At 70.6% G+C, this 14069-nt stretch carries 16 protein-coding genes and 2 pseudogenes; 13 read left to right on the forward strand and 5 right to left on the reverse strand.

Annotated elements, in window-relative coordinates:
* Window positions 1-338 precede the first annotated feature (338 nt).
* Window positions 339-764, reverse strand: coding sequence for a MerR family transcriptional regulator (locus tag AB0I52_RS13265; RefSeq protein WP_363071922.1), 426 nt, complete (start codon window positions 762-764; stop codon window positions 339-341).
* A gap of 268 nt (window positions 765-1032) precedes the next feature.
* Between AB0I52_RS13265 and AB0I52_RS13270 the strand changes: the two genes are divergently transcribed.
* The 10 genes and pseudogenes from AB0I52_RS13270 to AB0I52_RS13315 all read left to right on the forward strand — a co-directional run bounded on the left by AB0I52_RS13270 (window position 1033) and on the right by AB0I52_RS13315 (window position 8672).
* The gene (locus AB0I52_RS13270; protein WP_363071924.1) at window positions 1033-1971 is read left to right on the forward strand and encodes a chlorophyllase; all 939 of its coding nucleotides are present in this window, start codon (window positions 1033-1035) and stop codon (window positions 1969-1971) included.
* Window positions 1972-2203 (forward strand): annotated as a pseudogene (locus AB0I52_RS13275) (transposase domain-containing protein); the annotation flags it as partial.
* Between the two features lie 88 nt (window positions 2204-2291).
* Window positions 2292-2546: pseudogene (locus AB0I52_RS13280) on the forward strand (site-specific integrase); the annotation flags it as partial.
* Between the two features lie 76 nt (window positions 2547-2622).
* Window positions 2623-3474, forward strand: coding sequence for a HipA family kinase (locus tag AB0I52_RS13285; RefSeq protein WP_363071926.1), 852 nt, complete (start codon window positions 2623-2625; stop codon window positions 3472-3474).
* Complete coding sequence (locus tag AB0I52_RS13290) at window positions 3471-3854, forward strand: DUF3037 domain-containing protein (protein WP_363071928.1); 384 nt, start codon at window positions 3471-3473, stop codon at window positions 3852-3854. Before AB0I52_RS13285 ends, AB0I52_RS13290 begins: the two co-directional genes overlap by 4 nt.
* Window positions 3855-4038: 184 nt before the next feature.
* The gene (fabG, locus tag AB0I52_RS13295) at window positions 4039-4800 is read left to right on the forward strand and encodes a 3-oxoacyl-ACP reductase FabG (protein ID WP_363023536.1); all 762 of its coding nucleotides are present in this window, start codon (window positions 4039-4041) and stop codon (window positions 4798-4800) included.
* Window positions 4801-4820: 20 nt separating this feature from the next.
* Window positions 4821-5576: an SDR family oxidoreductase gene (locus AB0I52_RS13300; protein WP_363071930.1), complete on the forward strand. Its 756-nt coding sequence runs from the start codon at window positions 4821-4823 to the stop codon at window positions 5574-5576.
* A 118-nt stretch (window positions 5577-5694) separates the two neighbouring features.
* The gene (locus tag AB0I52_RS13305) at window positions 5695-7275 is read left to right on the forward strand and encodes an ABC transporter substrate-binding protein (protein WP_363071932.1); all 1581 of its coding nucleotides are present in this window, start codon (window positions 5695-5697) and stop codon (window positions 7273-7275) included.
* A 97-nt stretch (window positions 7276-7372) separates the two neighbouring features.
* Window positions 7373-8056 (forward strand): uracil-DNA glycosylase, encoded by a 684-nt coding sequence (locus AB0I52_RS13310; RefSeq protein ID WP_363071934.1) that lies wholly within the window; start codon window positions 7373-7375, stop codon window positions 8054-8056.
* Window positions 8057-8186: 130 nt separating this feature from the next.
* Window positions 8187-8672: a hypothetical protein gene (locus AB0I52_RS13315; protein WP_363071936.1), complete on the forward strand. Its 486-nt coding sequence runs from the start codon at window positions 8187-8189 to the stop codon at window positions 8670-8672.
* Between the two features lie 62 nt (window positions 8673-8734).
* Here the strand turns inward: AB0I52_RS13315 and AB0I52_RS13320 are convergent, their stop codons facing one another.
* The gene (locus AB0I52_RS13320; RefSeq protein WP_363071938.1) at window positions 8735-9181 is read right to left on the reverse strand and encodes a hypothetical protein; all 447 of its coding nucleotides are present in this window, start codon (window positions 9179-9181) and stop codon (window positions 8735-8737) included.
* 129 nt (window positions 9182-9310) lie between these two features.
* Window positions 9311-9970, reverse strand: coding sequence for a TetR family transcriptional regulator (locus tag AB0I52_RS13325; RefSeq protein WP_363071940.1), 660 nt, complete (start codon window positions 9968-9970; stop codon window positions 9311-9313).
* A 37-nt stretch (window positions 9971-10007) separates the two neighbouring features.
* Between AB0I52_RS13325 and AB0I52_RS13330 the strand changes: the two genes are divergently transcribed.
* The 3 genes from AB0I52_RS13330 (at window position 10008) to AB0I52_RS13340 (ending at window position 11751) form a co-directional block, all read left to right on the forward strand.
* Window positions 10008-10325 (forward strand): hypothetical protein, encoded by a 318-nt coding sequence (locus AB0I52_RS13330; protein WP_363071942.1) that lies wholly within the window; start codon window positions 10008-10010, stop codon window positions 10323-10325.
* A 19-nt stretch (window positions 10326-10344) separates the two neighbouring features.
* Window positions 10345-11244, forward strand: a complete 900-nt coding sequence (locus tag AB0I52_RS13335) for a Gfo/Idh/MocA family oxidoreductase (RefSeq protein WP_363071944.1) — start codon at window positions 10345-10347, stop codon at window positions 11242-11244.
* A gap of 147 nt (window positions 11245-11391) precedes the next feature.
* Window positions 11392-11751, forward strand: a complete 360-nt coding sequence (locus AB0I52_RS13340; protein WP_362960943.1) for a hypothetical protein — start codon at window positions 11392-11394, stop codon at window positions 11749-11751.
* A 35-nt stretch (window positions 11752-11786) separates the two neighbouring features.
* Here the strand turns inward: AB0I52_RS13340 and lnt are convergent, their stop codons facing one another.
* Window positions 11787-13418 (reverse strand): apolipoprotein N-acyltransferase, encoded by a 1632-nt coding sequence (gene lnt / locus AB0I52_RS13345; RefSeq protein ID WP_363071946.1) that lies wholly within the window; start codon window positions 13416-13418, stop codon window positions 11787-11789.
* A 120-nt stretch (window positions 13419-13538) separates the two neighbouring features.
* A complete protein-coding gene (locus AB0I52_RS13350; RefSeq protein ID WP_363071948.1) occupies window positions 13539-14051 on the reverse strand; it encodes a nuclear transport factor 2 family protein in 513 nt (170 codons plus the stop codon).
* Window positions 14052-14069: the final 18 nt, after the last annotated feature.

Below are 14069 nucleotides of genomic sequence, written 5' to 3' on the forward strand. Positions count from 1 at the left end.
TCCCGCCCCTGGACGCCCGCCCCGTGCCCGCATGCCCGTACCCGTGATCGTCCGATCGTCGAATGAGTGCAGGGTACAAGCCGCCACCGACAGCACGGCTGGCGAGAGTACTGGTGACCTCGGCTATGGCTTCCGCTGCGGGGTGAGGCGGACACCGCCGCTCTGGCACAGGAACCGGCGGGCACTCTGCATCGGTGCTCCGAGTGCCCGCCCGATCAAGCTGAACGACTGCGCCTCGCGCCGGCGTCTCCAGATCTCGTCCTGCTGTGCCGGCTAAAACCCGTAGTCGCGCACCCATGCCTCCACGATCACATGATCGTCCGTGGGTGGTGCGTTGGTCACTTGAGGGTGCCGTCGTTTGCCGAGAGGCCGCCCATGCCGGTCTGGGCGGTCGTATCCCGTCGGCAAGAGCTGCCGGTGTGCATGTTGGAGGAGGCACCGGCGATGACGGAGTCGAGCCGGTCCCGGGTGTGCGCGAGGTCCGCGATGCGCCGGTTGAGGTGGTCGCGTTCCTCTGCCAGGCGCCGGAGCAGCTCGGGTGTGGCCTTGCCGTCGACGACGCAGGGCGTGAGCTCGGCGATGGCCTTGCTGGACAGGCCGGCGGCGTATAGCTGACGGATCACACGGATCCGGTCGACGGCGGCTTCCGCGTAGTGGCGCTGGCCGCTGCCGCTGCGCTCGGAGGTGAGTAGGTTCTGCTCCTCGTAGTACCGCAGAGCCCGGGTGGTGACGCCCGTGCGGCGGGCGAGTTCCCCGATGCGCATGTCCGGTTCCCCTTCTTGTGACGTGCGCCACAGGCTCTTGCCCTTCACGTCAACGTCAAGTTTTAGCGTAGCTGGACAGCGGCCGGCCCGCGGGCGGCCTCGGCGGCGTCGACTCTCGCGGTTCGTTTGGCGGCGGCGGGGGCGCCTCCTTCGTCGACACTGCCCCTCTCGACGAGCAAGGCCGGGCGAAGCTCGCTCACCTCAACGCCGAGCGCATCCTCAACCTCAAGACCGCCCGAACCCCGCATCACACCTGAAAGGCGTACGCGTGCCCACGTACCAGGCGACCGGTCTCACCGGTCCCGAGCCCACCCCGACCGTATCGGTCAAGCCTGTCGTGCTGCGCAAACCGCAGCGCGATGAGGACCTGCACGTACGCGTCTCCGCGCCGGCCACCGGCAGCGGTCTGCCCCTCGTGCTGTTCGCCCACGGCTTCGGCTCGGACTTGGACGGCTACGCGCCGCTGGTCGACCACTGGGCTTCTCACGGCTTCGTAGTCGTCCAGGCCACCCACCTGGACTCCAAGCGGCTCGGCCTGGCCGCGAACGACCCCCGCAGGCCCCGGTTGTGGCGCTATCGGGTGCACGACATGCAGCGCATCCTGGAGGAACTCGTGACTCTGGAGGCGTCCGTGCCGGGCTTGGCCGGCCGAGTTGACCACAGCCGTGTAGTCGCGGCCGGGCACTCCTTCGGCGGCCAGACCGCAGGCATCCTGGTGGGCCTGCGTGTCAAGGACCCGCACACCGGAACCGCCGAAGACCTGTCGGACTCCCGGATCATGGCAAGCATCCAGCTGGCCACTGCCGGCAAGGGCGGCGACGAACTGACCCCATTCGCCCACGAGAACCTTCCCTGGCTGCGCGATCAGGACTTCTCCCACATCACCGCCCCCGGACTCGTCGTCGCCGGCGACAAGGACGACCTCCCGCTCTCCACTCGGGGACCGGTCTGGACGACGGACCCCTACACCCTCAGTCGCGGCAACAAGAGCCTCCTCACCGTTCACGGCGCCGAGCACTTCCTCGGCGGCATCTCCGGCTATCAGGCGGCGGAGACCACCGACGAGGATTCCGACCGCGTCACTCTCGTCCAGCAGGTCACCCTCGCCTACCTGCGCCACGTCACGGGGATCGACCACGCCGACTGGGAGACGACGCAGAGAGTTCTGGCCGACGGCCACCCGCTGGGACGACTCGAATCCAAGTGACCTTCGCGCGTCGGCGTCTACTTTCCTGCTCGCGATGTGCCTCTTTCCCGAGGTCGGCCATCGGCTGGTCTGGGACAAACTGACCATCGGAGTGGCAGGGAGGCCGGTGGTCTCTCCGACTCCGAAGGCCCTGCGTGGTCCGCGCCGGAGGCTGGGCTGTGCGCCGGTGCAGGCGCTGTTCGACGTGCTCGCCGGGCCGCTGGCCCGTCCGACGACCCCAGGAGTGCGGTTCCTCGGCGGCGGGGCGGACGGCCGCCGGGTAGCGGCGGGCGTCGGGCCGCGGAGGCCGGCGGTGTACGCGGCATGCTTCACGTCCGGCGTGGGCGGCGGCCCCGAAGGACGGTTTCCACGTGCTTCGGCACACCGGCGCCTCGATCATGTCGGAAGCCGGAGAGTCCGTCGTGACCCTGGCTCGGTGGCTCGGACACCCCTCGCCGGCGATCACCCTCGGTTACTATGCTCACTTCATGCTGGCAGCTGGCAGCAGGGGGCGTGGCACCATCGACAGTCTGCTCGGGGAGCGGGGAGACCGGCTCGCCGGCCGAAACTCCCCAGATTCTCCCCAGCGCCGTTGACCGGTGATCCCTGCCTCTACACCCCGGAGCGATCGTCCGTGGATTGTAAGGCTGAAGAGATGGGTGGCTTGGGAAAGTGTTGGTAGAAGTCGTAGCGACCCGCTATGTCACGCCCCTGCGGGAGGGTGGATCGCTACCCGGGATCGTCGAGGCCGACGACCTGGGCACGTACGTCATGAAATTCACCGGTGCCGGGCAGGGGCGCAAGACGCTGGTCGCGGAAGTGATCTGCGGGCAGCTCGGCCGACGGCTCGGGCTGCGCGTCCCGGACCTCGTGCAGATGCAGCTGGATCCGGTCATCGGTCTCGCCGAGCCCGACCAGGAGGTGCAGGAGCTCCTGAAGGCCAGCGGTGGCCTCAACCTCGGGATGGACTTCCTCCCCGGTTCCCTCGGGTTCGACGCACTCGCCTACCAGGTCGATCCGCGCGAGGCCGGACGCGTCGTCTGGTTCGACGCGCTGATCAACAACGTCGACCGGTCCTGGCGCAATCCGAACATGCTGATCTGGCACGGTGACCTCTGGCTCATCGACCACGGCGCCACCATGATCTGGCACCACAACTGGCCGGGTGCCCAGGCCTCCGCGGCCAAGCCCTACAACGCCTCGGACCACGCGCTGGCCCCCTTCGCCCCCGATGTCGCCGCGGCCGCCGCCGAACTCGCCCCGCTGGTCACCGAGGAACTGCTCACCGAGGTCGCGGCCGATGTGCCCGACGAGTGGCTGGTGGACGAGCCCGGGTTCGACTCGACCGATCAGCTCCGGCGCGCCTATGTGGAGGCGCTGCTGCCGCGAGCGGCCACCATCCACGAGCGGATCACCCTGGACGCGCCCACCGCCGCCAAGCCGTCCCGGGCCCCGGGCTGGCTCGCCGAGCGCCTCGCCCCGCGGCATGACCCCGAGAACAGCGATGAGAGCGGCCGGCCGTGAGCGAACGCGTTGTCTTCGAGTACGCCCTGCTGCGTGTGGTGCCGCGGGTCGAACGGGGTGAGTTCTTCAACGCCGGCGTGGTGGTCTACTGCCGCCCGAAGGGATTCGTCGAGGCCCGCACCGAACTCGACGAGGGGAAGCTCAAGGCGCTGGACCCCGCCGCCGACGTGACCGGGGTACGCGCCGCGCTGCGCGCCGTCGAGGGCATCTGCCGCGGCGGTGCGGACGCGGGCCAGGCCGCGGGCGACGACGTCGGCCGGCGCTTCCGCTGGCTGATCGCCCCGCGCTCGACCGTCATCCAGCCGAGCCCCGTGCACAGCGGTCTGACCACCGACCCCGCCGCCGAGGTGGAGCGGCTGTTCGACCTGCTGGTGCGCTGATTCCCAGCCGCACGGCGCTGTGACATGCGCCGCTGCGTCCGTGGGCCGTTGACACCGGGTGCCAGGCCTTCTAGCGTCTCGACTGCTGAAGGTACTAAGCGGTTGCTCAGTTATCGGGAACCATTTCGCAGGGAATGTGCCTGACGTCCGCTGAGCCGCGATCCAAGGGCGAGGAGAACCAAGCATGTCCACCACCGAGCAGCGCGTAGCCATCGTGACGGGAGCGGCACGGGGCATCGGTGCCGCCACCGCGGTACGCCTGGCGGCCGAGGGCCGCGCCGTCGCCGTACTCGACCTGGACGAGGCGGCCTGCAAGGACACCGTCGAGAAGATCACCGCCGCCGGGGGCAGGGCCCTCGCCGTCGGCTGTGACGTGTCGGACAGCGCCCAGGTGGAAGCCGCCGTCGCACGGGTGGCCGCCGAGCTCGGCGCCCCGACGATCCTCGTCAACAACGCGGGCGTGCTCCGTGACAACCTGCTCTTCAAGATGAGCGAGTCCGACTGGGACACCGTGATGAACGTGCACCTCAAGGGCGCGTTCCTGATGGCCAAGGCCGTCCAGAAGCACATGGTGGACCAGAAGTTCGGCCGTATCGTCTCGCTGTCCTCCTCCTCCGCCCTGGGCAACCGGGGCCAGGCCAACTACGCCGCGGTCAAGGCGGGTCTGCAGGGCTTCACCAAGACCCTCGCCAAGGAGCTCGGCAAGTTCGGCATCACCGCCAACGCCGTCGCCCCCGGCTTCATCGTCACCGAGATGACCGCGCAGACCGCGGCCCGGGTCGGCATGGGCTTCGAGGAGTTCCAGGCCGCGGCCGCCACCCAGATCCCGGTGCAGCGCGTCGGCTTCCCCGAGGACATCGCCAACGCCATCGCCTTCTTCGCCGGCGACGACGCGGGCTTCGTCTCCGGCCAGGTCATGTACGTCGCCGGCGGACCGCTCAACTGACCCGAAGGGCTGCGGACATCATGACTGTGCAGGACAGTGGGAAGGTCGCGCTGATCACCGGCGCGAGCCGGGGCATCGGCTACGGCATCGCCGAGGCGCTCGTCGCCCGCGGCGACCGGGTGTGCATCACCGGACGCGGCGAGGACGCGCTGAAGGAGGCCGTCGAGGCGCTCGGCTCCGACCGCGTCATCGGTGTGGCGGGCAAGGCGCACGACGAGGCGCACCAGGCGGTGGCCGTCGAGCGCACGATGGAGGCGTTCGGCCGGGTCGACTTCCTGGTCAACAACGCCGGCACGAACCCGGTCTTCGGCCCGATCGCCGAGCTCGACCTCAACGTCGCCCGCAAGGTGTTCGAGATGAACGTGGTCTCGGCGCTCGGCTTCGCGCAGCAGACCTGGAAGGCCTGGCAGAAGGAGCACGGCGGGGCGATCGTCAACATCGCCTCCGTCGCGGGCGTCTCCGCCTCGCCCTTCATCGGCGCGTACGGCATGAGCAAGGCCGCGATGATCAATCTGACCCTTCAGCTGGCGCACGAGTTCGCGCCGGTCGTGCGGGTCAACGCGATCGCCCCCGCGGTCGTGAAGACCAGGTTCGCCCAGGCGCTGTACGAGGGCCGCGAGGCGGAGGCGGCCGCGTCCTACCCGCTCGGACGGCTCGGTGTTCCCGAGGACATCGGGGGCGCCGCGGCCTTCCTCACGTCGAACCAGGCCGACTGGATCACCGGACAGACGCTGGTGGTCGACGGCGGGATTTTCCTGAACGCGGGCGTGGGCTGAGAACACCCTGAGCCGGTTTGGCCCTGATTGACTCAAGTGCCCCGTCGGGCCTACGGATTGACCCGACGGGGCGCTGCGGTATGGTCTGCCGACCCATGGCCGATCGAGGAGCGTGCACGTGTTCTACCGGGCCAGTCTGCAGGCTGCTGCAGCCCTTGCTTCCCTGTCTCTGCTGGCCGGCTGCGGTCTGTTGTCCGGCAGCGGTTCGGGCGTGGAACAGAAGCTAGCCGTCGGGACGACCAGCGAACCCTCCACCCTCGACCCGGCGGCGGCGTGGGACGGTTCCTGGGAGCTGATGCGCAATGTGTTCCAGACTCTGGTCAGCTTCCCCACCGGAAGCACGAGTCCCGAGCCCGATGCCGCGGACCACTGCAAGTTCACCGACACCACCAGCACCGCCTACCGTTGCACGCTCCGCGAGGGTCTGAAGTTCTCCAACGGCGACAAGCTCGACGCCGAGGCCGTGAAGTACTCCATCGACCGCATCAGGACGATCGCGTTCAAGGGCGGGCCCAACGGCATGCTCGGCTCGCTCGACCGGGTGGAGACCAAGGGCGACCACGAGGTCATCTTCCATCTGACCAAGCCGGACGCCACCTTCCCGTTCGTGCTGGCCACGCCCGCCATGTCGCTGGTCGCGCCGAGCGACTACTCGGCACACAAGCTCCGCGACGACGGCAAGGTCACCGGCTCCGGACCGTACCTGCTGGACGCGTACAAGCCGGGCGACCGCTCCGAGCTGGTGAAGAACCCCGACTACAAGGGTTTCGCCGACCGCAAGAACGACGCCGTGACCATCCGGTACTTCAAGGAGTCCGGCGCCATGGTGGCGGCGCTCAAGAAGAACGAGATCGACGCCACCTACCGTGGGCTGTCCGCCGAGGAGGTCGTCAGCCTGGAGGACAACGAGGACAAGAAGAGCGATCTCCAGATCGTCGAGACGGTCGGCGCCGACATCCGCTTCCTGGTCTTCAACCCCAAGGACCCGGCCGCCGGGAAACCGGCCGTGCGGCGGGCCATCGCCCAGCTGGTGGACCGGGACGCACTGGTGGCCAAGGTCTACCGGGGCACCGCGGAGCCGCTCTACTCCATGGTGCCCAAGGGCATCGCGGGGCACACGACCAGCTTCTTCGACACCTTCGGCGACCCGGACCGGAAGAAGGCACGGAAGATCCTCAGGGACGCCGGGATCACCGAGCCCGTCGCGATGACCTTCTGGTTCACCACCGACCGCTACGGCTCCTCGACGGCCCCCGAGTTCGGCGAGCTCAAGCGCCAGCTGGAGTCCTCCGGGCTCTTCAAGATCACTCTGAAGAGCCAGCCCTGGAAGAAGTTCCAGGAGGGCTTCACCAAGGGCGAGTACCCGGTCTTCGGCCGGGGCTGGTTCCCGGACTTCCCGGACCCGGACAACTTCATAGCCCCCTTCCTGGGCAAGGACAGCGTCACGGGGATGCCGTACGTGAAGGACGAGATCACCAAGGAGCTGCTGCCCCAGACCCGCAAGGAGAGCAACCGGGGCGCGGTCAGCCAGCAGTTCGAGCGGGCCCAGAAGATCCTCGTCGACGACGTCCGGCTGCTGCCGTTGTGGCAGGGCAAGCTGTACGTGGCCGCGGGTGAGGACATCGGCGGCGGTGAGCGCGCCCTCGACCCGCAGACGGTCATGCAGATGTGGGAGCTGTACCGCAAGGCCAGCTGGTAGCCCGCCGATGGCCTCCGCGCAGGCTCCCGGCTCCGTTGTCAGTGGTCGCCGGTAGGTTCTGGGATCAAGAACCGATTGTTTACCGGAGGTTGTTGACGTGACCGACACCGACCAGCTGCCCGAGTCCTGGCGCGGCGTACTCGGCGAAGAGCTGCAGAAGCCGTACTTCAAGGAGCTCACCGAGTTCGTCGAGGAGGAGCGGGCCGCGGGACCGGTCTATCCGCCCCGGGGACAGGTGTTCGCCGCGCTCGACGCGACCCCCTACGACAAGGTGAAGGTCCTGGTCCTGGGGCAGGACCCGTACCACGGCGAGGGCCAGGGGCACGGCCTGTGCTTCTCCGTGCTGCCCGGTGTGAAGATCCCGCCCTCCCTGCGCAACATCTACAAGGAGATGAAGGAGGAGCTCGGCCTGCCGGTCCCGGACAACGGGTATCTGATGCCGTGGGCCGAGCAGGGCGTGCTGCTCCTCAATGCGGTGCTGACCGTGCGCGCGGGCGAGGCCAACTCGCACAAGGGCAAGGGCTGGGAGAAGGTCACGGACGCGGTGATCCGCGCGGTCGCCTCCCGGCCCGACCCGGCGGTCTTCGTGCTCTGGGGCAACTACGCGCAGAAGAAGCTTCCGCTGATCGACGAGGAGCGGCATGTGGTGGTGAAGGGCGCGCACCCCTCGCCGCTCTCGGCCAAGAAGTTCTTCGGGTCCCGTCCGTTCACCCGGATCAACGAGGCGGTCGCGGCCCAGGGGCACCAGCCCATCGACTGGCGCATCCCCGACCTGGGCTGATGGCGCGCCGGAGCCTGAGTGCGATTGCGCGTCGCTGCGGTTAGCGTCGGACCGGCCGGAACCATCCGGAACCGTCCGGAACCCCATGGATTCGGCCGGGCGCAGGCGGACGGGTGCGAGGGAGACCGCAGTGACGGAGCAGCAGGAGGCGTCGCAGGACGTCGTCATGACCAGGATCGGCCAGGCCATCATGCTGCTGCACGGCGGTGACCGCGAGGAGGCCCGCAATCGCTTCGGCCTCCTCTGGGCGGAGATCGGTACGGACGGTGACGCCCTGCACCGGTGCACCCTCGCGCACTACATGGCTGACACCCAGGACGATCCCGGTGACGAGCTGGCCTGGGACCTGCGGGCGCTGGCCGCCGCCCGGACGCTGACCGACGAGCGCGTCGCGGAGGACCGCGAAGCGCTCGCGGTGCGGGCCTTCTACCCGTCGCTCCACCTCAACCTCGCGGCGGACTACGTGAAGCTCCGGCGTCCGTCGGCGGCCAGGATCCACCTGGACCGGGCCCGGGACACCTCCGGCGTCCTCGCGGACGACGGCGCCGACGACGGCTACGGGGGCGGGGTCCGGGCGGCCATCGGGCGGCTGGAGCGGCGGCTGCGGGAGCTGTGAGGGGAGCGGGGCAGACGGCCCCTGCCGGCGGGGCGGGCCCGGCCGCCCTCCCGCCGGCCCGGTCAGTGCCCGTAGGTGTGGTCGCAGATCCGCGACTGCGGACTGCCGGCCGGCCAGTGCCCGTATCCCCGTCCGAGCGCGCAGACATCCGTCCCGGTGACCGGCGCCGGCAGCACGGGTACGGGCACGGCGGGCACGGCCCGGCGGGGCCGCGGGTGCGCCGGGCCGGGAACGTGCCGTGGCTGCGGTGCGCCGGGCACGGCGGGGTGCGCGGCCGGAGGGGCGGCGGGCGCCCGGCCGGTGGTGACGGGTGACGGTTTCGGGTCCGGTACGGCTTCCAGCATGTCGCGGACCGGGGGCCGGCCGATCTGCGGGGACAGGTCCTGGGCGGGCCGGTCGGCAGCCGGAGCGGGCGGGGCGCTCGGCCGCGGCTGTACGGACACACACCCGGACAGGGCCGTGACCGCCACGGCGACCAGGAGCTTCACGGTGGTTCTGGTTCGATGCACCTGATCAACTCTGCTGTGCGGACCGGCCATTGAGTGAGCCGGAACGCCCGGATTGGTCCGCATGAGTGACCCGGTCAGCACGGCGCCCCGCGTGTCGCGGCTTCGCGGAGGCGGCGCCGTACCCGTGCGTCAGCGCCCGAGCATTCCGCGCAGCAGCTCGCCGAAGCCGGTGCGCAGCTCCGCCTCGGACGGCACGGAGCGGTTGTAGGAGCCTGCCGCACACGAGAACATCAGCCCCTCGCACCAGGCCACCAGCGACAGCGTGTGCCGTTCGGGCTCGGGCGATCCGGCCGCCGTCAGCAGTGCCACCAGGGGCTCGCGGAACTGGCGGCCCGTCGCGTCGAAGAAGGCCCGCAGCTCGGGGCGGCGCGTGGCCTCCAGAGCGAGTTCGTACCGGCAGATGAGCAGTTCGGGGTGGCGGGTCAGATAGCGGTGCAGGGCCAGCGCGAGACCGGCGATCAGCGCGTCCTGGCCGGGAGGCCCGGACGGCGCGGCCGAGGCCCCCGCGCCGGCCGCGTCGGGGGCGGGTTTCGGGGCGGCCGATGCGGACGGCGCGGGGAGCTCGCCGGGTGCCAGTACCCGGGACTCGCGCTCCGCCAGCCGGCGCACCGTCGCCTCCAGCAGGGACTGCCGGGTGCGGGCGTAGTTGGAGGTCGAGCCCTGGGGGAGGCCGGCCCGTTCGTCCACCGCTCGGTGGGTCAGCCCCCGCATGCCGCGCTCGGCCAGCAGGGCGAGTGCCGCGTCGGTGATCCGTTCGCCCCGGGCGGAGCCGGTGGTGCGTGTCGCCATGGGCTCAACCTACCGTCAAAACTACAGCTGTAGTGTCGTGACTCTCACTACAGGTGTAGTTCGAGGCGCGGGCCTCGCCGCGTACACCGCGGGCCGGCTGCCCCGGACCACCTCAGTCGTCCGCAAGGCGGCGCAGGTCTCACGGCTGATGTGCCTGTCCGGGCCGATGTCCGTCGCGGTGCGCGACTTCATCATGTCCACGGTCTCCCGGCTCGGACCGGGCCTCGTCCTGCGCACCTTCGACGGCATCGCCGACTGGTGCCCGCCGCAGCACACGTATGCTGCCGGAACGAAGGACGCGCCGGTACAACCGCGGTGGACCACCACGGACGAGAACCGCGACGCACGGCGTTGAACAGCGAGAAGGAGACCCTGTGAAGGTCGGCTGCATCGGGCTCGGCGACATCGCGCAGAAGGCGTATCTGCCGGTGCTCACCACCCTGCCGGGGGTCGAACTGCATCTGCAGACCCGCACCCCCGCCACTCTGGCCGCCGTCGCGGAGGCCCACCGGATCCCGGCCGCGCAGTGCCACACCGACCTCGAATCGCTGCTCGCCCAGGGGCTGGACGCGGCGTTCGTGCACGCGCCGACGGCCGTGCATCCGGAGATCACCGCCCGGCTGATCGAGGCGGGCGTCCCCACCTATGTCGACAAGCCGCTCGCGTACGGACTCGCGGAGTCCGAGCGGCTGGTGGAGCTGGCCGAGGCACGCGGTGTCGGTCTCGCCGTCGGCTTCAACCGCCGGGTGGCGCCCGGCTACGCCCAGTGTGCCGAGCACCCGCGCGAGCTGATCCTCATGCAGAAGAACCGCGTCGGGCTGCCGGAGGAGCCGAGGACCATGGTTCTCGACGACTTCATCCACGTCGTCGACACCCTGCGCTTCCTGGTACCCGGGCCGGTCGAGCACACCGTCGTACAGGCCAGGATCCGCGACGGCCTGATGCACCACGTCGTGCTCCAGCTGTCCGGCGACGGCTTCACCGCCATCGGTGCGATGAACCGGCTCAGCGGCTCGACCGAGGAACGGCTGGAGGTCTCCGGCCAGGACTCCAAGCGCGAGGTCGTCAACCTCGCCGAGGTGATCGACCACAAGGGCCAGCCGAGCGTACGGCGGCGCGGCGACTGGGTGCCGGTGGCCCGCCAGCGCGGCATCGAGCAGAGTGTGCTGTCGTTCCTGGACTCCGTGCGGGCCGGCAAGCCGCTGAGTGCCCGGGACGCCCTGGAGACGCACGAGCTGTGCGAGCGCATCCTGCGGGACCTCGACTGCGCGTAGGGCCTTGCGCGGACCCGCTCGTGGGGCCGCCCGTCCGGGCCGGGCGGCCGGCAGCCCCACGGTCCCGCGCGCCGGTCCTCCGGATGCGTGCGGGCCGGCGCCGATGCAGGCTGAGGAGATGGACCGCCGGCCCGTGGAGGTGACCTCGTGAAACCCCGCCACGAGCCCCAGGGCTGGAGTGCGCTCCAGCCCCCGCCCGGCTACTACTCGGCCGACGGCCGGCCGCCCGACGCGATGCGGCGCGCCCTGATCCTCGACTGGGCGGTCAGCCAGCGGATCGCGAGCGGCTGGCGCGTCGAGACCCGCTCCGAGACCCAGGTCGTCATGGTCCGGGGCCGTCCCCTGAACCATGTGCTGCACGCCGTCCTGACGGTCTTCAGCTGTTTCCTGTGGGGCGTGGTGTGGCTGGTGCTGGGCGTGACCAACAAGGTCGAACGGATCGCGCTGACCGTCGACGCCATGGGCGACATCGTCTCCGTGAACGGTCCGGGCCGGAACACGTTCTGAACGCGCGCCCCCCATGAGCCGACGCGCGTTACCCGTCAGTCACACTGCGCGGACTCCGCCGCCGGGCGGGCGGCCTGTACGGATGCCGCTCCGCCGTCCGCGACCACCGGTACGGGCCTGCCGCGCACGGACCGCTCCCCATCGAAGGCGCAGAAAGCGCAGAAGGCGGCCAGGACGGCCAGTGCGCCGTACAACGGCCAGTCACCCAGCCTGACGTACAGCGTGGTGCCGCCGGCCATCGGTACGCCGAACACCGCGGCCCCACTCGTGTCCGTACCGAGCGGGGCACCGATCCGCTCACCCTGCGGGCCGTACACCGCACTGACACCCGTCAGCGTGGCGTGCACCATCGGGCGGCCGTTCTCGGCGGCCCGCAGAGCCCCGAGGGAGGCGTGCTGGGCGGGTGCCCAGCCGTGCTGGAAGGACGAGGTGGAGGACTGGGCGATCAGCAGCTGCGCACCGTCCCGGGTCAGCCGCCGGCTCATGTCGGGAAACGCGGACTCGAAACAGACCAGCGGGCCGATGTGCGGCCCGTTCGCGCCGGGCAGCGTCATCGTCACCTGCCGCGTGCCGCGCAGCCGGTCCTCGCCCGCCGCCCTGCCCATCGAGGTGGCCCAGCCGAGTGCCGAACGGGCCGGGACGTACTCGCCGAAGGGAACCAGCCGCATCTTGTCGTAACGGTCCCCGGTCAGCCCCCGCGGACCCACCAGCACGGCGCTCTTGAAGATTCCGGTCCGGCCCGACGCGTCGGTCTGTCTGGCGTCCACGTTCACCAGCACGTCGGCGCCCACCAGCCGCGACAGCGCCGCGATGCGGGCCGCGACAGCGGGCCGCCGGACCGGATCCACCGCGACGCTGCTCTCGCCCCACACGACCAGGTCGAGATCCCGGCCCGCCAGCGAGCGCGTCAGCTCCTCACTGCGGGCGAAACGGCGCTGCACACTGCCGGGCCCCTCGATGAGGCCGGGCTGCACGACGGCGATCCGCGCCACGCCCGAACGCTCCGGCTGCGGCGCCCACATCCACACCATGCCCACCGCCACGGCGCCCGCCACGAGCGAGACGACGGCCGCCGTACGGGCCGCCGAGGTCACCAGCAGCACGGTGAGCGCGGTGTTCACCGCCACCACCAGCAGACTCACCAGCCAGACCCCGCCCACCGAAGCCAGCCGGAGCGCGGGTGTCACCTGCCACTGGCTCGCGCCCAGCAGCCCCCAGGGGCCGCCCAGCGCCTCCCAGGAGCGGGCCAGTTCGATCATCAGCCAGCCGCACGGGACCACGATCACGGCCGCCGCCACCGAGGCGGCGGACAGCCGCCCGCCCAGCAGGCGGGAGACCAGCAGGCCCCACGGTGCCCACAGCAGACCGAGCAGGGCCGCCAGCACCACGATGAACACATGGAGACTCGGCATCAGCCAGTGGTGCACGGCCAGCATGTAACCGGTACCGCCGAGCCACCCGTCGAGCACCGCCCGGCGGCCCGTACCGGCGGACCGGATCAGGAGCAGCAGGGGGACCAGGGCGACATAGGCGAACCACCACAGTGAAGGCGCGGGGAACGCGAGCGCCGGCAGCGCACCGGCGAGGAGCGCGACGACACCACGCCACAGGGCGGAGCCGAGTATCCGTTCGCCCCACTCGCGCCGCCAGCCGGCCCCGGTCCACATGCCGCGCCTCCTTGTCCTGCCCGCATCGTCCTGCCCGCACCGGGTCCTCAAGGTCTGTCGGGCGGGACCCGTTCCCCTGTTCTCCCCCAGTCTGGGGCAGCGGAAGCGGACCGGCGCGGATCAGCCGGCGGCGAGGGCGCCCGTCATGCTCCGCCACTTCTCGTGGACGGTCACACTCCGGATCCGCCAGCCGCTGTCCGTGCGGACCAGGTCGAAGGCGTACCGCCCGCCGGACACGAAGTTCGGCGCGGTCGGACGAGCTTCCTCCCCGGCGTCCTTGGCCTCCCCGGCGCGTTCGGCGTCGTCCCCGAGCCGCATCGGGTTCATGTAGTCGGCCTGCACCTGGGCGCCGTCGCCCGGATAGCCGCCGAGATCCTGGAGGTCGAGACGGCGGTTGACGATCAGATGCTGCCGCACGGGAAAGAGCAGCATGGTCTGCGAGAGCCATTGCGCGACCTCGGAGGCGGGCCCTTCGACGCCGCCCGCGGTGCGGTAGTCGGCGCGGCCGTCCGAGGTGAACAGTGCTTGGTAGTCGGCCCATTCGCCGTCGTCCACCGCCACCGCGTAGCCGGTGATCACTGCATCGATGGAGATCCGGTCCATCACGGTCGAGAGATCCACACGCTGCGTCATCGGGTCAGTCTGTGCCCA

It is taken from the genome of Streptomyces sp. NPDC050423 (assembly GCF_040655445.1).
Classification (GTDB): Bacteria; Actinomycetota; Actinomycetes; order Streptomycetales; family Streptomycetaceae; genus Streptomyces.

Excerpts from the sequence above, each read along its gene's own strand:
- lnt (WP_363071946.1), bottom strand. The coding sequence starts at position 13,418 with ATGTGGACCGGGGCCGGCTGGCGGCGCGAGTGGGGCGAACGGATACTC.
- AB0I52_RS13350 (WP_363071948.1), bottom strand. The coding sequence starts at position 14,051 with ATGACGCAGCGTGTGGATCTCTCGACCGTGATGGACCGGATCTCCATC.
- fabG (WP_363023536.1), top strand. The coding sequence starts at position 4,039 with ATGTCCACCACCGAGCAGCGCGTAGCCATCGTGACGGGAGCGGCACGG.
- AB0I52_RS13300 (WP_363071930.1), top strand. The coding sequence starts at position 4,821 with ATGACTGTGCAGGACAGTGGGAAGGTCGCGCTGATCACCGGCGCGAGC.
- AB0I52_RS13325 (WP_363071940.1), bottom strand. The coding sequence starts at position 9,970 with ATGGCGACACGCACCACCGGCTCCGCCCGGGGCGAACGGATCACCGAC.
- AB0I52_RS13265 (WP_363071922.1), bottom strand. The coding sequence starts at position 764 with ATGCGCATCGGGGAACTCGCCCGCCGCACGGGCGTCACCACCCGGGCT.